Genomic DNA, 17,446 nt, shown 5'->3' with positions numbered 1-17,446 from the left:
AGCGTGTGCAACTATATATACAGCGTCTGCAACTATTATTCTACGGTTCCCGGCGGCGCACTTCCACTCCAGGGGACCACCCCAATGAAGGAGCTCTCCACATGCCTGCAGGGTTGATTGCCCTTGCCCTGGGCGGTTTCGGTATCGGACTGACCGAATTCGTCATCATGGGCCTCTTGCCCGAAGTAGCGGCTGATTTCCGCGTCAGCGAAGCGTCGGCCGGCTGGTTCATCTCCGGTTACGCCCTGAGCGTCACTGTCGGAGCCCTCCTGGTGACGGCGGCCGTGACCAGGCTTCCCCGAAAACCCGTACTCATGGGCCTCCTGGTCCTCTTCATTGTTGGCAACTTCCTGTCCGCGGTGTCGGAAAGCTATAGCGCCATGCTGGTTGGCCGGATCATTGCCGCGCTGTGCCATGGAGCCTTCTTTGGCATCGGTTCGGTGGTGGCTGCGAGCCTGGTACCCGCACACAAAAAAGCCGGAGCAATCGCCATCATGTTCACCGGCCTCACCGCGGCCAACGTCCTGGGAGTGCCCTTCGGCACCTTGCTCGGCCAGAACTTTGGCTGGCGCTCCACTTTCTGGGCCATTACCGTCATTGGGGTCATTGCCTTGGCAGGGATTGCGCTCATGGTGCCCAAGGCCAGTGCCGAAGCCGCCAAGAGCCTGCGCACCGAAATAGGGGCTTTCCGCTCCGGCCAGGTCTGGTTGTCGATCATTGTGACCATCCTTGGGTTCGGCGGGATGTTCGGTGCGTTCACCTATATCGCTTTCACCTTGACCGAGGTCTCCGGGTTCGCGGCAAGCTCGGTTCCGTGGCTCCTGGTGCTGTTTGGTGCCGGCCTGTTCGTGGGCAACTTCCTGGGCGGCAAGGCGGCGGACAAGGCCCTCGATGCATCCTTGATGGTGATCCTCGGTGGCTTGGTGCTGGTCTTGGTGTTCTTCGCCCTGACGGCTTCCAACAGCATCGCCACCCTCGTCTCGCTTGCGCTCATGGGTGGGTTCGGCTTTGCCACGGTTCCCGGCCTTCAGATGCGCGTCATGCATTTCGCCACGTCGGCTCCCACCTTGGCGTCCGGGGCCAACATTGGTGCGTTCAACCTTGGCAACGCTCTCGGTGCCTGGCTCGGTGGCGTGACCATCAGCGCAGGCCTCGGCTACACATCGCCCATTTGGGCGGGTGCGGGGATCACGGTGGCAGCCCTGCTGGTCATGGTGGCAGCCGCAGTGACCGCCAAACGCAAGGCTCCTTCGGCGCCAAAGCCGGCGTCCGACGTCGAACGCGAACCCCGGGCGGCCACAGTCGCCTGACGCTGACGGCAGCATGGAAAAGCCCGCCGCGGATAGTCGTCCGGGGCGGGCTTCTTTCATGCTCTGTTGCCCTTGGGGCAGACTCCCGGGCGCAGATCGCCCGGGCTCATGGTCCGGCGGGCGTCCCGTTCCCCGCGTCTTCCGTCGACGCCGCAGCTTTGGCGGTACGCACGCGTTCCAGTTCGGCTTGCTTGAGTGCCTTCATTTGCTTGCCACGGCGACGCCACACCGCCCAAAGAATGGTGACTGCGGCGAAGATGACCGCGGCCGCCACTGCGGAGATCGCCGTCCACGTGGTGAAGAAGCCGGCATCCACACTGAGGGTGCGCTGGCCTGCGTGGGCGGATTCGCTGGAGCCGAACACGATTCCCGCCGTCAGGAGGTTGGGCGTCGCGACGGCTACCGCCACCAGGAGAATGACGACCTTGAGGGGCCACTTCACAGCTTTGTGCGTGGCTTGCCAGGCAATCACCAAGGGAACGAAGGTGAAGACGAACCCGTAGAACATGCCCACCAGGACGCTGGCACCAAGGTCACGCCGAATTTGTCCCGCGATGACGTCGGACCACCAACGGGGGAGTATTGCGCCCAAAACAAAGTAGGCTGCCACGGCAACAAGCAATGCCACAATGACCAGGATTATTTTGACGCCCCAATTGCCCTTTTTCCCGGGTGGTACTTGTGCTTGTTCAGTCATGGGTCAATCATGGCAGAGACCTCGCAGGGCGTAACGGAATTATGCCTATACTTTCAGCGGTGGCCGGATGCCCGGGCCGCCGTCGAGGTCCAATAAAGTCCCGATGAAAGGCGACCCATGAGCAATATTCCAGCCGATCTTTCCTATACCGCAGAACACGAATGGGTTTCGGCGCCGGACGGCGACGGAGTTGTCCGTGTAGGCATCACGGATTTTGCCCAGGATGCCCTGGGCGATGTGGTCTATGCCCAGATGCCGGAACCCGGAACCAAGATCACCGGAAATGATGTTGTGGGCGAGGTTGAATCGACCAAGAGCGTCAGCGATATCTATGCTCCGGTCAGCGGCGAAGTCATCAACAGGAATGACGCCCTGGACCAGGATCCTGCCCTCATCAACTCCGATCCTTACGGCGAAGGCTGGCTTTTTGAAGTCAAACTCGCCGAAGCTGACGCAGTGGATTCCCTGCTCAGTGCATCGGAGTACGAACAACAGGTAGGCTAAAGTTATCTGGCCCGCCCGGCTGTATTTCCCCGGAGGGGATTTACGGGAAGGGCGGGCCAGCAACCGATTTGCCCGGCGGTACCGGGAGGTGGATGTGGCCGGCAGGTTTTGGAATGCCGGCGGATGAGGAGGAAATTCCATGGTTGGCGGCGACAAGAACCAAGCCAATGTAGGGAACGGCGCGGAGGAGCAGCCCACGTCGGAGACCACCTCGATCAGCATCACGCCAACGTGGGATGAGCCCAGCATTGCCCCGAAGCTTGCGCCGGAGGAACGCGCCTCTGTTGACGCGCTGCCGCCGGATTCCGCACTGCTCATTGCCCACAGTGGCCCCAACGCCGGAGCGCGGTTCCTTCTCGATGCGGATACCACCACGGCCGGCCGGCACCCTGATGCGGACATCTTCCTGGACGACGTCACCGTTTCACGCAAGCACGTCGAATTCCACCGCACTTCCGCGGGCTTCGAACTCGTGGACATGGGAAGCCTGAACGGCACGTACGTCAACCACGACCGTGTGGACCGTGTTCAACTGAAGAGCGGCAACGAAGTGCAGATCGGCAAGTTCCGGCTGACCTACTACCTGAGCCCTGGCCGCCCGGCGGGCCAAGCCTGACCCCGGGGTACCTGCCTGTGGCAATGGCCCAGCCGGAACGTCGCGGACCGCAGGTCCTGAACATCGGGGAAGTCCTGGCTCAACTGAGTGACGATTTCCCCGGGATGACCGCGTCCAAGATCCGATTCCTCGAGGAAAAGGGCCTCATCAATCCCAAGCGCACGCCTGCCGGTTACCGGCAGTATGCGGACAGTGATGTGGAACGCCTGCGGTTCGTCCTGGCACTCCAGCGCGACCAGTACTTGCCGCTGAAGGTGATCAAGGATTACCTGGACGCGATCGACCGTGGGGAGCGCCCGGACAATCTTCCGCCGGGAGTCTCGGTCACCCCCCGGGCCGTCACTGCCGAGATGGCTGCTGAGGTCCATGGCCGTGCCCGGACGCTGACGGAAGAACAGCTTCGCGCCGAGTCCGGTGCGAGCGTCCCCTTGCTGGAGTCCCTCCTGAGTTTCGGGCTGATCAGCCACATTGGCGGCAAGTTCGACGAGCACGCCCTCCAGGTTGCCCGCGCCTGCGTCCAACTGGAAGTCCACGGCCTGGAGCCCCGGCACTTGAGGCCGTTCCAGGCCGCCGCCGACCGCGAGTTTGGCCTGGTGGAAAGGGCCGTGGCGCCGCTGACCTCGCGGAAGGATGCTGCGTCGCAGGCCCGTGCAGCCGAAGCCGCGCGTGAAATCAGCGACCTCTGCCTCACCCTGCACCGGGCGCTCGTCCACCACCGCATCTCACGGATGGACTCCTGATGATCGAAGTAGAAATCGTCGGCGTTCGCATCGAACTGCCCTCCAACCAGCCTTTGGTTCTGCTCCGGGAACTCAAGGGGGAGCGGCATGTTCCGATTTGGATCGGCACTCCCGAGGCCAGCGCCATCGCGCTGGCGCAGCAGGGTGTGGTCCCGCCGCGACCCATGACGCACGATCTCCTGATCGACGTTGTTGAGTCCCTGGGCCACTCGATCATCAGCGTCAACATCGTTGCGGTCGAGGACAACATTTTCTACGGCCAACTGCAGTTCGACGACGGCACGGTGGTCAGTTCGCGGGCGTCGGATGCCCTGGCCCTGGCTTTGCGGGCAAAATGCCGCATTTGGTGCGCCGACGCAGTCATGGAGGAAGCAGGCGTCCGTATCACTGAACACGACGAGGGCGAAGACTCCGAGCCGGATCCCAGCGTGGACGAAGAACGTGAGATGCGCCGCTTCCGCGAGTTCCTGGACGATGTGGAGCCAGAGGATTTCGAAGGCTGAGTCACCCTAAGCCTAAAGTTGAGGGTGAAAGTTTCGACACGCCTTTTTTCGCGGCCAACGTCTTTGACCTAGGGCTCTTACCGGCCTAACGTCGAAGTATCAAGTTCCCGTTGCATACACTGCCGGCGCAAGTCACACTGGAAGGTGCGGTCTTGTGGGAATTACACGGCTGAATTTCAGCGTTGTGTGTCAGTGATGTGCACCGTCCCCAAGGGAACTGTCAACAAGGAGGTCACGTGAGTCCGAAAGGCGAAGCAGGCGAGCTGAAGCAGGCCTCGACCGGCATTGCCGCGCCCGCATCCGGCGCCCAAGGTTTGCTCTTTACGGAGGACCTTCCAGTGCTGGACGAGGACGCAGGCTACCGCGGCCCCACCGCATGCAAGGCCGCGGGAATCACGTACCGCCAACTGGACTACTGGGCACGCACCGGCTTGGTTGAACCCGCTGTCCGCGGCGCCGCCGGTTCCGGTTCACAGCGCCTGTACGGATTCCGCGACATCCTGGTCCTTAAAGTCGTCAAGCGGTTGTTGGACACCGGAGTCTCGCTCCAGCAAATCCGGAGCGCCGTGGAGCACCTGCGGGAACGCGGTGTCGAAGACCTGGCACAGATCACGCTGATGAGTGATGGCGCCAGCGTCTACGAATGTACGTCCGCGGATGAAGTCATTGACCTGGTGCAAGGTGGCCAAGGCGTCTTCGGCATCGCCGTGGGCCGCGTGTGGCGCGAGGTCGAGGGGAGCCTCGCAGCCCTTCCGAGTGAGCATGCCGCCGAACAATCCTTTCCGGATGACGAACTCAGCAAGCGACGCGTAGCCCGCAAGATCGGCTGACCGCGCCCGGACTTTATGCAGTACCGAAGAAGCCGCCTCCCTCATCGGGAGACGGCTTCTTTGCCTTGGTCCAGTGGGTGGCTCAGCCTTGGCGGCGGGCCTGGGATGCTGATGGACCTGTGATGAGGTTCTGCAGCAGGGCATCGAAAAGCTTGGCGGAGTTCTTGGCCGAGTCGCCGGGCCAGTGATGCACCGAATGGGCTGCACCCTGGATCTGTTGCCAGTTTGCCTGTTCGGGAATGTGCGGGCTCAGCAGGAGTTCCCCGAACATGGATTCCATTTCGGCAAGCCTGAACGCGTGTTCCGTCGATCCTGTCCGGACACGATTGGCAACGATGCCCGCCGGGGCCAGGTTCGGTGCAAATTCCTGCTTGAACAATTGGATGGCGCGCATGGTCCGCTCGGTTCCGGCAACGGAGAACAGTCCGGGCTCAGCCACGAGCACTACGCGATCGCTGGCGCTCCAGGCCATGCGGGTCAGCCCGTTGAGTGACGGTGGGCAGTCCACCAGAACCAGGTCATAGCTACTGGTCCCCGCGAGGACGGCGGAGAGGCGCCGAAGATCCCTGCGGCCGAGGTCCGGCCGGTCATAGATGCCTGTCAGTGCCGAGCCGACGGCGACGTCCAGTGTCCCATTGCTGGAACCATTGGAAACCCAGCTGCTGCCGGAGACGTTCTCGGGGAGCCTGGCCTTGCGCGGGCTCTTGAGCATCCGCCCGATGTCCAGCTTTCCGTTGGGCTGGACGCCAAGGGCGGTGGTGGCATCGGCGTGGGGATCGAGATCCACCACCAAGGTGGAAATTCCTGCTGCGAGGGCCGCCGAGGCGAGGCCGGTTGTCACGGACGTCTTTCCCACGCCGCCTTTAAGGCTGCTGATGCTGACTACTTGCACTTGAAAACCCAAAACCTAACGCCGGTTGCCGTATCGCGCTGTTTTCCGCTCCTGCAGAGCTGGAGCCCGGGACTTGCCGAAGCCCCTTGAACATCATATGGTGCACGGCCCCCGAATCCCGCTTTCTACGCGCCCGGGGGACTCCTGCGAACGGCCTGACATATCACGCCTTATGGTCCTCCGTACCCACATACAGCGCACATGACGAATACTGTTGTGATGGTTGCCACAAAGATTTGTGTTTGATGCTGGCGGCACTACACACTGTGACCACCGACCGATCCACCCGCAATGATGCAGGAGAAGTATGTTTTCGAAAATTCTGGTGGCCAATCGCGGAGAAATCGCGATTAGGGCGTTTCGCGCTGGTTATGAACTGGGCGCAAAAACCGTTGCCGTCTTCCCGCACGAGGATCGTAACTCGATCCACCGGCAGAAGGCTGACGAGGCCTACCTGATCGGTGAGGTGGGCCACCCGGTCCGCGCCTACCTGGACGTGGAGGAGGTTGTCCGCGTCGCCAAGGAAGCCGGCGCCGACGCCATTTACCCCGGTTACGGTTTCCTGTCCGAGAACCCGGACCTCGCCCGCGCGGCAGCGGCCCAGGGCATCACTTTCGTCGGCCCGCCCGCCGAGGTGCTCGAGCTGGCAGGCAACAAGGTTGCTGCCCTCGAGGCTGCCCGCAAGGCCGGCGTTCCCGTCTTGAAATCGAGCAAGCCGTCCAAGGACCTGGATGAGCTGATCGCGGCAGCGGATGAGATCGGTTTCCCCATCTTCGCCAAGGCAGTCGCCGGCGGTGGCGGCCGTGGCATGCGCCGCGTCGAAACCCGCGAAGCGCTCCCCGAAGCCCTTCAGTCCGCCATGCGCGAGGCAGATGCCGCCTTCGGCGATCCCACGATGTTCCTTGAACAGGCCGTGCTGCGTCCCCGCCACATCGAAGTGCAGATCCTTGCCGACGCCGAGGGCAACGTCATGCACCTCTTCGAACGTGACTGTTCGCTGCAGCGCCGCCACCAGAAGGTGGTGGAAATCGCTCCGGCGCCGAACCTGGACGAAAACATCCGCCAGGCCCTTTACCGCGACGCAGTCGCTTTCGCGAAGGCGCTGAACTACGTCAACGCCGGAACCGTCGAGTTCCTGGTGGACACCGAGGGTGCCCGCGCAGGCCAGCATGTCTTCATCGAGATGAACCCACGCATCCAGGTTGAGCACACGGTCACCGAAGAGATCACGGACGTGGACCTGGTCCAGGCCCAGATGCGCATTGCCTCGGGCGAGACCCTCGCCGATCTTGGGCTGAGCCAGGAAACCGTCGCGATCAAAGGCGCCGCACTGCAGTGCCGCATCACCACCGAGGACCCCGCGAACGGTTTCCGTCCGGACGTCGGAAAGATCACCGGCTACCGGTCGGCCGGGGGCGCCGGTGTCAGGCTCGACGGCGGTACCGTTTACTCCGGTGCCGAGATCAGCCCGCACTTCGACTCGATGCTGGTCAAGCTCACCTGCCGCGGACGTGACTACCCGGCTGCAGTCGCCCGCGCCCGCCGCGGCCTCGCCGAATTCCGTATCCGCGGCGTATCCACCAACATCCCGTTCCTGCAGGCTGTCCTGGCGGACCCGGACTTCAACGCCGGCAACGTGGCCACTGACTTCATCGACAAGCGCCCCGAACTGCTCAAGTCCCACATTTCGGCGGACCGTGGCACCAAGCTCTTGACCTGGCTGGCAGACGTTACGGTGAACAAGCCCAACGGGGAACTGACGGTCCAGTCGGACCCGGCCGACAAGTTGCCGGTTATCGATGGCCCAGTGCCCACCTCGGGTTCACGTCAGCGCCTCCAGGAACTTGGTCCGGAAGGTTTCGCCAAGGCCCTTCGCGAACAGCAGGCCCTCGCCGTCACGGACACCACGTTCCGTGATGCCCACCAGTCCCTCCTGGCCACCCGCGTGCGCACCCGCGATCTTGTTGCTGCCGGCCCTGCGGTCACGGCTTTGCTGCCGGAACTGCTTTCCGTCGAAGCCTGGGGTGGAGCCACGTACGACGTCGCGCTTCGCTTCCTCGGCGAAGACCCATGGGACCGCTTGGCTGCTTTGCGCCAGGCACTGCCCAACACGTGTATCCAGATGCTGCTCCGCGGCCGGAATACCGTTGGCTACACACCGTACCCGGAAGAAGTCACGGAAGCGTTCGTCAACGAAGCCGCTGCCACCGGCATCGACATTTTCCGCATTTTCGACGCGCTGAACGACGTGAACCAGATGGCTCCTGCCATCCGCGCCGTCCGTGCCACGGGGACGGCAGTCGCCGAGGTGGCTCTCTGCTACACCGGCAACCTGCTTGACCCCGAAGAGAAGCTGTACACGCTCGACTACTACCTGGACCTCGCCCAGAAGATCGTCGACGCCGGTGCCCACATCCTCGCGATCAAGGACATGGCCGGCCTGTTGCGTCCGGCCGCGGCGGCCAAGCTGGTTTCCGCGCTGCGCGAGCGGTTCGACCTCCCGGTCCACCTGCACACGCACGACACCGCCGGAGGACAGCTTGCAACGCTGCTCGCCGCTGTCGACGCCGGTGTGGACGCCGTCGACGTTGCAGCCGCTTCGCTCGCTGGTACGACGAGCCAGCCGGCAGCTTCTGCCCTCGTGGCAGCCTTGGCCAATACGCCGCGGGACACAGGCCTCAGCCTGGAGAACGTGGGGGCCTTCGAACCGTACTGGGAAGCCGTGCGCCGTGTGTACGCGCCCTTCGAGTCCGGCCTTCCGGGACCCACAGGCCGGGTTTACCAGCACGAAATCCCGGGTGGCCAGCTCTCCAACCTCAGGCAGCAGGCGATCGCCCTGGGTCTCGGTGAGCAGTTCGAGGCCATCGAGGACATGTACACGGCTGCCGACCGGATCCTTGGCCGCCTCGTCAAGGTGACCCCGTCGTCCAAGGTGGTGGGTGACCTCGCCCTGCACTTGGTGGGACTGAACGCCGATCCTGCCGACTTCAACGAGAACCCGCAGAACTACGACATTCCGGATTCCGTCATCGGTTTCCTCTCCGGCGAACTCGGTGATCCTCCCGGAGGCTGGCCTGAGCCGTTCCGCACCAAAGCCCTCCAAGGCCGCAGTGTGAAGGTGCGCGACGTCGAGATCAGCGCAGAGGACAGCGCCGCGCTGAAAGCGGATTCCAAGACCCGCCAGCAGACGCTTAACCGTCTCCTGTTCGCCGGTCCCACCAAGGACTACCAGAAGAGCGTTGACACGTACGGCAACATCTCTGTCCTTGATACGCGCGACTACCTTTACGGCCTGCAGCGCGGTGCAGAGCACATCATCGAACTGGAGAAGGGCGTCCGGCTCATCGCGCAGCTGGAAGCTGTTTCCGAAGCCGATGAAAAGGGCATGCGTACGGTGATGTGCACGCTCAACGGACAGTCCCGTCCGGTGGTTGTCCGTGACCGTTCCGTGGTGAGCAACGTCAAGGCCGCCGAGAAGGCCGATCCCGCCCAGCCGGGCCAGGTCGCGGCACCGTTCGCCGGTGCCGTCACGGTGACCGTGAAGGTTGGCGATGAAGTCAAGGCCGGCGATACCGTTGCCACCATCGAAGCCATGAAGATGGAAGCGTCAATCACCACACCCGTGGCAGGAACGGTTTCCCGCCTCGCCATCTCCGCGGTGGAGCAGGTCCAGGGCGGCGATTTGCTGCTCGTGGTCGGCTAGCCACTGAACTGAAAGAACCCCGCCGGGAAATTTTCCTGGCGGGGTTCTTTGCTGCTATGGACTTTTTACCGGGAGGTCCTAGGAGGCCCGCGGGGCCGAGTACATATCCTCGATCACGGTGTCGAAGTCCTTCATGACCTGTGCGCGCTTGACCTTGAGCGAAGGAGTCAAATGGCCGGACGCCTCGGTAAAGTCCGAGGGAACGATCCGGAACGACTTGATCGCCTCGGCCTGCGAGACGGACTGGTTGGCCTTGCTGATGAGTTCCTGGACTGCTGCCTTCACTACGGCGTTGTCAGTTGCTTCTTCCAGGGTGGTGGAACCCGGGAGTCCGTGGCGTTCAAGCCAGCCCGGCAGGGCTTCCTCATCGAGGGTCACCAAAGCCCCAATGAACGGGCGGTTGTCGCCCACCACGAGCACTTGGGAGACCAGTGCATCTGCCCGGATCTGGTCCTCAAGGAGTGCCGGGACCACGTTCTTGCCACCGGCGGTGACAATGATTTCCTTCTTGCGGCCGGTAATCTTCAGGAAGCCGTTGCTGTCCAGTTCACCGATGTCTCCGGTCCGGAACCAGCCATCAACGAAGGTCTCGTCGGTGAGGTCCTCGCGCTTGTAGTAGCCGCGCATCACGCAGACGCCTTTGGTGAGGATCTCGCCGTCGTCCGCAATCTTGACCGCGTTGCCCGGAAGCGGCGCTCCCACTGTGCCGATCTTGATCATCGACGGCGTGTTCACCGAGATCGGTGCCGTGGTTTCGGTGAGGCCGTAGCCTTCCAGGATCTGGAGGCCAATGCCTTGGAAGAAGTGGCCAAGGCGTTCGCCGAGCGGGCCTCCTCCCGAAACTGCGTGGGCAACATGCCCGCCCATGGCCGCGCGGAGCTTGCCATACACGAGCTTGTCGAAGACCGCGTGTTTGATCTTGAGGCCGAATCCCAAGGAGCCGGACTGGCGTGCCTTGGAGTACTCGATCGCGGTGTCCACCGCACGGTGGAAGATGGCACCCTTTCCGCCGTCCTCTGCCTTGGTCAGTGCCGAGTTGTAGACCTTTTCGAAGACGCGGGGTACGGCGAGGATGAACGTCGGCTGGAAGCTCTGGAGATCGCCGAGGAGGTTCTTGATATCCGGGGTGTGCGCAACTTGGACGCCGCCGGCTACCGCCAGGACGGAAATGAAACGGGCGAAGACGTGTGCCAGCGGAAGGAACATGATGGTCTTCCCCGACTCGTTGATGATCTCGCCGAGTGCTGCACGGGCATTCTCGGAAAGTTCCACGAAGTTGCCGTGGGTCAGTTCGCAGCCCTTGGGGCGGCCTGTGGTGCCGGAGGTGTAGATGATGGTGGCGAGGTCGGAGAGGCCGGCCGCCGAGCGGCGGGTTTCCAGCTCGTCATCGCTGACGTCAGCCCCGGCGGCGCGAAGGGCGTCCAGCCCGGATCCTTCAAGCTGCCAGACGTTCGTGACAGTGCTGATGTCCTCGGCAGCGACGGCCTGCCGGATGATGTCCTCGTGATGGGCGGCTTCGCCGAACGCTGCCACGGCTCCTGAATCACCTAGGTTCCAAGCAACCTGCGACGGCGAGGATGTCTCGTAGATCGGCACGGAGACGGCGCCGGCGAACCAGATGGCAAAGTCCACCAGGGACCATTCGTAGCGGGTGCGGGACATGATGCCCACGCGGTCGCCCGCGCCTACGCCGCTGGCGATCAGGCCCTTGGCCAGGGCTTTGACGTCGGCGAGGAAATCGGTGGCACGGATGTCCTGCCATTGGCCTTGGCTGTCCAGCTTGGAAAACAGTGCGGGGTTGGATGCCTTCGCGGCCTCCCGGACAACGAAGTCCGTGATGTTGGTTTCGGGGGCGACATTGACGAGGGGAGGAACACTGATTTCACGCACGGCAGCTCCTTTGATATCCACGGGCCACAAGGGGCACTGTCCACTCTAGTATGCCCACTCATGGAGGTGTGTCCGATTTCACCTACTGGCGAGTAACTTTACGGATCGCCCGCCATTTTGGGCAACTTGGCGCCACGATCGACGCCCGATGCCGGGCTGCCCGGGGCAGCGGAATAGGATGAGGGGATGCCTCGAATTCGGTCAAGCTCGCGTCCCCGGCTCCGGCCTCCTGTTGCCGGTTGGACAGACGTTCCGTGGGGCGCCCGCCGCAGCCACCTTGGCCGGCGTGGGCTGGCCATCGGCATCGACATCGGCGGAACCAAGGTGGCCGCCGGCGTGATCGACGCCGACGGCCGGGTGCTGGCCGAAGCCCGCCGTGCCACTCCGGGGGCCGATGCCCGGGCCGTCGAGCGGACCATCGTGGAACTGGTGGACGAGCTCAGTGCCGATCACCGGATCGCTTCCGTGGGTATTGGGGCCGCCGGATGGATGGACCTCGACGGCGGAACGGTCCTGTTCAGCCCGCATCTGGCCTGGCGCAACGAGCCCCTGCGCGAAAGCCTCCAGAACCTCTTGCGGCGCCCGGTCCTGTTGACCAACGACGCCGATGCCGCCGCGTGGGCGGAATGGCGCTTTGGCGCCGGCCAAGGAGAGAGCCGCCTGGTGTGCATCACCCTGGGCACCGGGATCGGCGGCGCCATGGTGATGGACGGCCGCGTGGAGCGCGGCCGCTTTGGCGTGGCCGGCGAGTTCGGCCACCAGATCATCTTCCCCGGCGGCCACCGCTGTGAATGCGGAAACCGGGGCTGCTGGGAACAGTACGCTTCAGGCAATGCCCTGGGCCGTGAAGCCAGGCAACTCGTCAAGACCAACTCACCCGAGGGCCGGGGCCTCCTTGAAAAGGCCGGCGGCGTGGCGGACAGCATCACCGGAGCTGCAGTGACCACGTTGGCACTGAACGGTGACGCCACTTCCAAGGAACTTATTGCCGATCAGGGTGAGTGGCTGGGCCTTGGGCTCGCCAATCTCGCAGCGGCCTTGGACCCGGGTATGTTCGTCATTGGCGGCGGATTGTGCGACGCCGGCGATCTCTTGGCCGATCCGGCGAGGGCGGCGTTCGCCAAGAACCTGACTGGACGCGGCTTCCGGCCGATGGCCCGGATCGAACTCGCTGCGCTGGGGCCGCGGGCCGGGATGATTGGCGCAGCCGATCTGTCGCGGGTCAGCGGACGCGCTCACAGCTAGGCATTCAACCGCAGGAGGCTGCGCGCCTAGATGCGTGCGCCGTCGTCGTCCTCGTTCTTTTCGCGCGGAAGCCGCATGATGAGGTAGACCACCGAGGCAACAAAGGCTGCCACGATCCCCAGGATCGCTGCCAAGGGTGCCGAGCGCCAGAACATGGCCGTGAACAACAGGGCGAGCGGGCCTCCGACGGCGCCGAACCACGCCAGCATGGTCAGCGGCTCCGTTCCCGCCAGGCTCGGCGGTTCCTCCGGAACGAAGGCGCCGTCGTCGTCGGCCACATCGTAGTCCCGGGGACCTGAGGGGAAACCGGAACCATGCTGCTGGCGAGGTGCATCAGTGCCTGGTGCGTCCTGCCCTGCACCCGGAGCCGAGAGGCCCAGCGGGTCGAAATCCTGGAAGGATTTACGGTCGGCTCCGGGATCCGGGGCGCCCGCGGGTTCCGCGTCCGAAGGCGAAGATTCGGTCGCCTCCAGGCGTGCTACCAGGTCCAGCCATACGGCGTCGTCGTCCTTATTGGCGCTTTGGTCGGCTGAGTTGGGATCAGGCCTGTTCATTGGCTTTATCCTTTTCGAGCGATGGCCCGCTGCCGGCCAGTGCCGCCAGGGTTTTCTGGATGAACCCAACAGTGCCCGAGAAAATTTCCGGAGCGTCGTTGTCGAGGGTTGCCACATGGTAGCTGTTCCTGAGGTAGCTGACATCCACGTTGGCCTGTACCCGCGATTGCAGGATGGCCAGGCTGGCGTCGGACACGATGTTGTCAACCGTTGAACGGAACACCCGGACAGGGGCGTTGATCCGGGGGAGGAGGCGCACCGTGTCCTTGTACATCAGTTTCAACTGGTGGGCTGCCGCAACCGGCGTCCGCGGATAGGCGCCCTCGTCCTGGTCCGGTTTGAGGATGTCGTTGGCGATCGCCGGTGTGCTTTTCAGGACGTACTTCAACGCGCCCACGATCACTGCGCGGGGATCATCCAGCACCATCCCCGGGTTGACCACGATGGTGCCCGCCACAGGTCGGGTGGCGGCGATCCGCAGGGCCAAGGTGCCGCCCATGGACAGTCCTGCGGCGAAGACGTAGTCGCACTCTTCGGCAAGTTCCAGATAGGCGTGGTCCACTGCCCGGTGCCACTCGTGCCAGGAGCGCGTGGCCATGTCCTGCCACGTTGTCCCGTGGCCGGGCAACAGCGGAAGATTGACGGCATAACCGGCGTCCGCCAAGTGCTCCGCCCACGGCCTGATGCTGCGGGGGCTTCCGGTGAATCCGTGGGACATGACCACGCCAATGCGGGGTCCGGAGCCCATGGAGGCGCTGCGGAACGGAGCAGAATCGGGAAGCTTGTTCATGATGTCTCCGAGGCTACTCTGTCGCCGGCATGACGGCGGAAAAACTGAGCGGATTCTTCAAAAATAGTGGGGGCATCCACATCCAAGGTGGCCACATGTCCACTGCCGGGGAGGGAGACCACCCGGAGCCGGGACGGATCCAGGTGCTTGGCAATCGTGGCCACGGAACTTGGCGGGATGACGCCGTCCACAGCCGACTTGAACACCAACGCGGGTGCGTGGACCTGGGGCAAGGCGCGCGTCGCGTGCCTGAAAAGCTTCTTGAGTTCGTGGACGGACTGCAACGGCGTCTTCGAATAGTCGCCGTCCTCCGTGGCGGCCGCTGTCGGTTTCTCTTCCTCAATGGGGGACGTGGTGCGCATGACGTACTTCAGGGCACCCACGTAGCGCACCCGGCGGTCATAGAAGCTCAAACCGGGGTTGACCAACACCAGGCCTGGAACAGGGTGGAGTGAAGCCACGCGCAGGGCGACGGCCCCGCCCATGGAGAGTCCGGCAACGAAGCAGGCATTGGTTTGTCCGGCGAGATCCAGGTAGCTCCTTTCGAAAGCCCTGTACCAGTCCTGCCAGCGGGTCGTGGCAAGATCCCGCCAGTTGGTTCCATGTCCCGGGAGAAGCGGCACCGAGACGGCGAAGCCCCGATCCGCCAAGTACTCCGCCCAGGGGAGTACGCTCTGGGGACTACCGGTGAATCCATGGCAGATGGCGATACCCGTGGAGGCGTTTTCCCCGTGGCCCGGGTGGTGGAAAGCCAGTGGGGCCGCCGCTTGATGTGGTTCCGTCATGGCTCCATCGTGTCACTGTTCCGGGCATTTCTCACTGGAGTAGGGTTGCTGTTGAATCCTGGCCGCAGCCGGGAGGGCATCTGCCATCGGCCGTGAGAGGACAACCGTGTTCTATTGGGTCATGAAGAGGATCTTCCTCGGTCCCATCGTCAAACTCCTGTTCAGGCCCTGGGTCAAAGGCCTGGACAACGTTCCAGCGGACGGTGCCGCCATCCTGGCATCGAACCACCTGTCATTTTCGGACTCGATCTTCCTTCCGTTGATGGTGCACCGGCCTGTGGTCTTCCTGGCCAAATCGGAGTACTTCACGGGCAAGGGCATCAAAGGCAGGTTGACGGCCCTTTTCTTCAGGTTGAGCAACCAGTTGCCCATGGACCGGTCGGGCGGCGCGGCCTCGGAGACGTCGCTGCAGGCAGGCAAGGATGTGCTGGCCGCTGGCGGCCTGCTGGGGATCTACCCCGAGGGGACACGCAGTCCGGATGCCCGGCTCTACCGTGGCAAGGTGGGCGTCGCCCGCCTGGCCCTCCAGACGCGGGTTCCCGTGGTGCCGGTGGCCATGATCGGAACGGAAAAGGTGCAGCCCATTGGAAAGAGGCTGCCGAACATCCGGCGGATCGGCTTGATCTTCGGTCAACCCATGGACTTCAGCCGGTACTACGGCATGGAGGAAGACCGGCACATCCAGCGGGCCGTCACGGACGAAATCATGTATGAACTCATGAGGTTGTCCGGGCAGGAATATGTGGATGAGTATGCGGCAGTGGTCAAGGCAAGGCTGGCAGGCAAGGGCCCGGAGCCGGTACGGAAGGTCGAAGCCGCGGAGGAAGCCCCCGGTGGGATCGAGGAAGACCGGGACGAGCCCGGCAGCGGCATGGGCCCCTCCGGCGGGACACTGTGACGCATCCGGCAAGATGGGTTACGGGTGCTGTGCCCCAAGACCCGCCCGGGCTACTACTCTTGTAGGGTGACTGAGCTAACCGCGAACACCGCACCATCTGTAGCAGATCCGCTTGCCAGCACCGCCCAGAGCGGTGCCGCGAACTATCCCGGACTCGATGCCTGGCGTGACCTGCCCATCTCGCAGCAGCCTTCCTGGGCCGACGCAGAGGTCTTCAAGGCCTCCGTCAGGGAGTTGTCGATCGTTCCGCCCCTGGTTTTCGCCGGTGAGGTAGACGTCCTCCGGGACCGCTTGGCCGCTGCCGCACAGGGGCAGGCTTTCCTCCTGCAAGGTGGCGACTGCGCCGAAACCTTCGAGGCTGCCACTGCCGACAAGATCAGCGCCCGCGTCAAGACCATCCTCCAGATGGCAGTGGTCCTCACCTATGGTGCCGCGATGCCCGTCATCAAGATGGGCCGCATGGCCGGCCAGTTCGCCAAGCCGCGTTCCTCGAACGATGAAACCCGTAACGGCGTCACCCTGCCCGCCTACCGCGGAGACATCGTCAACGGTTACGACTTCACTCCCGAGTCCCGCGCCCACGACGCCGGCAGGATGCTTCAGGCCTACCACACCTCGGCTTCCACGCTGAACCTGATCAGGGCTTTCACGCAGGGCGGTTTCGCTGATCTTCGCCTGGTCCACCAGTGGAACAAGGGCTTCACGGAAAACCCTGCCCACGCCCGGTACGAATCCCTGGCCCGTGACATCGACCGCGCCATCAAGTTCATGGATTCCTGCGGCGCGGACTTCGAGGCGCTCAAGCGCGTGGAGTTCTTCGCCAGCCACGAGGCACTCCTCCTGGACTACGAGCGCGCACTGACCCGCATCGACTCGCGCACGGGACTTCCGTATGACACCTCCGCGCACTTCCTGTGGATCGGCGAGCGGACCCGCGAACTGGACCACGCCCACGTGGACTTCCTGTCCCGTGTCCGCAACCCGATTGGCGTCAAGCTCGGCCCCACCACCAGCGGTGACGACGCGCTGCGCCTGATCGACAAGCTGGACCCCAACCGCGAACCGGGCCGCCTGACGTTCATTACCCGTATGGGTGCCAAGAACATCCGCGAGAAGCTGCCCGCCGTCGTCGAGCGTGTCACGGCTTCCGGCGCCCAGGTGCTCTGGGTGACCGACCCGATGCACGGCAACACCGTCACCTCGCCCAACGGCTACAAGACCCGCAACTTCGACGACGTCATTGACGAGGTCCGCGGGTTCTTCGAGGTCCACCACGCCCTCGGAACCGTTCCCGGTGGCCTGCACGTGGAGATGACCGGAGACGACGTCGCCGAGTGCCTCGGCGGCGCCGACCCGATCGACCAGGATGCCTTCCTGGACCGCTACGAGTCGGTCTGCGACCCGCGGCTGAACCACATGCAGTCCTTGGAGATGGCTTTCCTGGTGGCAGGAGCCCTCGCCAAGCGGTAGACGTCCCCCTACGAAAAAG

Annotated in this window: 16 protein-coding genes; 10 read left to right on the top strand and 6 right to left on the bottom strand. The window is 63.7% G+C overall.

All coding sequences use genetic code 11. From position 1 onward, the window contains the following. Positions 1–101 precede the first annotated feature (101 nt). Positions 102–1,310 (top strand): MFS transporter, encoded by a 1,209-nt coding sequence (locus ACIPY3_RS13180; RefSeq protein WP_400334695.1) that lies wholly within the window; start codon positions 102–104, stop codon positions 1,308–1,310. Between the two features lie 106 nt (positions 1,311–1,416). Here the strand turns inward: ACIPY3_RS13180 and ACIPY3_RS13175 are convergent, their stop codons facing one another. Then, positions 1,417–2,007, bottom strand: coding sequence for a hypothetical protein (locus ACIPY3_RS13175; RefSeq protein WP_400334693.1), 591 nt, complete (start codon positions 2,005–2,007; stop codon positions 1,417–1,419). Between the two features lie 117 nt (positions 2,008–2,124). Here ACIPY3_RS13175 and gcvH point away from each other — a divergent pair, with 117 nt between their 5' ends. The 5 genes from gcvH to ACIPY3_RS13150 all read left to right on the top strand — a co-directional run bounded on the left by gcvH (position 2,125) and on the right by ACIPY3_RS13150 (position 5,200). Then, positions 2,125–2,511: a glycine cleavage system protein GcvH gene (gene gcvH / locus ACIPY3_RS13170; protein WP_400334692.1), complete on the top strand. Its 387-nt coding sequence runs from the start codon at positions 2,125–2,127 to the stop codon at positions 2,509–2,511. A 139-nt stretch (positions 2,512–2,650) separates the two neighbouring features. Beyond that, positions 2,651–3,127 carry an FHA domain-containing protein gene (locus tag ACIPY3_RS13165; protein ID WP_397322917.1) on the top strand — a complete coding sequence of 159 codons (477 nt, stop codon included), beginning with the start codon at positions 2,651–2,653 and terminating at the stop codon, positions 3,125–3,127. 23 nt (positions 3,128–3,150) lie between these two features. After that, positions 3,151–3,867, top strand: coding sequence for a MerR family transcriptional regulator (locus tag ACIPY3_RS13160; RefSeq protein WP_400334690.1), 717 nt, complete (start codon positions 3,151–3,153; stop codon positions 3,865–3,867). Beyond that, a complete protein-coding gene (locus ACIPY3_RS13155; protein WP_397322914.1) occupies positions 3,867–4,370 on the top strand; it encodes a bifunctional nuclease family protein in 504 nt (167 codons plus the stop codon). The genes ACIPY3_RS13160 and ACIPY3_RS13155 overlap by 1 nt, the downstream gene beginning before the upstream one ends. A 236-nt stretch (positions 4,371–4,606) precedes the next feature. Further along, positions 4,607–5,200, top strand: a complete 594-nt coding sequence (locus ACIPY3_RS13150; protein WP_387438600.1) for a MerR family transcriptional regulator — start codon at positions 4,607–4,609, stop codon at positions 5,198–5,200. A gap of 82 nt (positions 5,201–5,282) precedes the next feature. Here the strand turns inward: ACIPY3_RS13150 and ACIPY3_RS13145 are convergent, their stop codons facing one another. Next, positions 5,283–6,092, bottom strand: coding sequence for a ParA family protein (locus ACIPY3_RS13145; protein ID WP_400334688.1), 810 nt, complete (start codon positions 6,090–6,092; stop codon positions 5,283–5,285). Between the two features lie 307 nt (positions 6,093–6,399). Here ACIPY3_RS13145 and ACIPY3_RS13140 point away from each other — a divergent pair, with 307 nt between their 5' ends. Then, positions 6,400–9,795 (top strand): pyruvate carboxylase, encoded by a 3,396-nt coding sequence (locus tag ACIPY3_RS13140; protein ID WP_400271606.1) that lies wholly within the window; start codon positions 6,400–6,402, stop codon positions 9,793–9,795. A gap of 78 nt (positions 9,796–9,873) precedes the next feature. Here ACIPY3_RS13140 and ACIPY3_RS13135 read toward each other — a convergent pair whose 3' ends face one another. Beyond that, positions 9,874–11,685, bottom strand: a complete 1,812-nt coding sequence (locus tag ACIPY3_RS13135; RefSeq protein WP_400334686.1) for an AMP-dependent synthetase/ligase — start codon at positions 11,683–11,685, stop codon at positions 9,874–9,876. A 186-nt stretch (positions 11,686–11,871) separates the two neighbouring features. Between ACIPY3_RS13135 and ACIPY3_RS13130 the strand changes: the two genes are divergently transcribed. Further along, entirely contained in the window at positions 11,872–12,930 is a 1,059-nt protein-coding gene (locus ACIPY3_RS13130; RefSeq protein WP_400334684.1) for an ROK family protein, read from the top strand. A 26-nt stretch (positions 12,931–12,956) separates the two neighbouring features. On the opposite strand, the gene ACIPY3_RS13125 is transcribed toward ACIPY3_RS13130, so the two are convergent. The 3 genes from ACIPY3_RS13125 to ACIPY3_RS13115 are packed head-to-tail and all read right to left on the bottom strand — an operon-like array spanning position 12,957 to position 15,059. Further along, positions 12,957–13,484: a hypothetical protein gene (locus ACIPY3_RS13125; RefSeq protein ID WP_400334683.1), complete on the bottom strand. Its 528-nt coding sequence runs from the start codon at positions 13,482–13,484 to the stop codon at positions 12,957–12,959. Beyond that, entirely contained in the window at positions 13,471–14,274 is an 804-nt protein-coding gene (locus tag ACIPY3_RS13120) for an alpha/beta hydrolase (RefSeq protein WP_400334681.1), read from the bottom strand. Before ACIPY3_RS13120 ends, ACIPY3_RS13125 begins: the two co-directional genes overlap by 14 nt. Beyond that, positions 14,271–15,059, bottom strand: coding sequence for an alpha/beta hydrolase (locus ACIPY3_RS13115; RefSeq protein WP_400334679.1), 789 nt, complete (start codon positions 15,057–15,059; stop codon positions 14,271–14,273). The genes ACIPY3_RS13120 and ACIPY3_RS13115 overlap by 4 nt, the downstream gene beginning before the upstream one ends. A gap of 106 nt (positions 15,060–15,165) precedes the next feature. Between ACIPY3_RS13115 and ACIPY3_RS13110 the strand changes: the two genes are divergently transcribed. Together ACIPY3_RS13110 and ACIPY3_RS13105 are read left to right on the top strand one after the other, a co-directional pair. Further along, positions 15,166–15,957 carry a lysophospholipid acyltransferase family protein gene (locus ACIPY3_RS13110; RefSeq protein ID WP_400334678.1) on the top strand — a complete coding sequence of 264 codons (792 nt, stop codon included), beginning with the start codon at positions 15,166–15,168 and terminating at the stop codon, positions 15,955–15,957. Between the two features lie 66 nt (positions 15,958–16,023). Then, complete coding sequence (locus tag ACIPY3_RS13105; RefSeq protein WP_400334677.1) at positions 16,024–17,427, top strand: class II 3-deoxy-7-phosphoheptulonate synthase; 1,404 nt, start codon at positions 16,024–16,026, stop codon at positions 17,425–17,427. Positions 17,428–17,446: the final 19 nt, after the last annotated feature.

This window comes from Paenarthrobacter sp. NPDC089714 (assembly GCF_044748905.1).
Taxonomy (GTDB): Bacteria; Actinomycetota; Actinomycetes; order Actinomycetales; family Micrococcaceae; genus Arthrobacter.
This window is presented reverse-complemented; position numbering and strand designations above follow the sequence as displayed.

Bases quoted from the DNA above. Each gene is read 5' to 3' on its own strand.
- ACIPY3_RS13180 (WP_400334695.1), top strand. From the start codon at position 102: ATGCCTGCAGGGTTGATTGCCCTTGCCCTGGGCGGTTTCGGTATCGGA.
- ACIPY3_RS13175 (WP_400334693.1), bottom strand. From the start codon at position 2,007: ATGACTGAACAAGCACAAGTACCACCCGGGAAAAAGGGCAATTGGGGC.
- gcvH (WP_400334692.1), top strand. From the start codon at position 2,125: ATGAGCAATATTCCAGCCGATCTTTCCTATACCGCAGAACACGAATGG.
- ACIPY3_RS13165 (WP_397322917.1), top strand. From the start codon at position 2,651: ATGGTTGGCGGCGACAAGAACCAAGCCAATGTAGGGAACGGCGCGGAG.
- ACIPY3_RS13160 (WP_400334690.1), top strand. From the start codon at position 3,151: ATGGCCCAGCCGGAACGTCGCGGACCGCAGGTCCTGAACATCGGGGAA.
- ACIPY3_RS13155 (WP_397322914.1), top strand. From the start codon at position 3,867: ATGATCGAAGTAGAAATCGTCGGCGTTCGCATCGAACTGCCCTCCAAC.
- ACIPY3_RS13140 (WP_400271606.1), top strand. From the start codon at position 6,400: ATGTTTTCGAAAATTCTGGTGGCCAATCGCGGAGAAATCGCGATTAGG.
- ACIPY3_RS13130 (WP_400334684.1), top strand. From the start codon at position 11,872: ATGCCTCGAATTCGGTCAAGCTCGCGTCCCCGGCTCCGGCCTCCTGTT.
- ACIPY3_RS13125 (WP_400334683.1), bottom strand. From the start codon at position 13,484: ATGAACAGGCCTGATCCCAACTCAGCCGACCAAAGCGCCAATAAGGAC.
- ACIPY3_RS13120 (WP_400334681.1), bottom strand. From the start codon at position 14,274: ATGAACAAGCTTCCCGATTCTGCTCCGTTCCGCAGCGCCTCCATGGGC.
- ACIPY3_RS13115 (WP_400334679.1), bottom strand. From the start codon at position 15,059: ATGACGGAACCACATCAAGCGGCGGCCCCACTGGCTTTCCACCACCCG.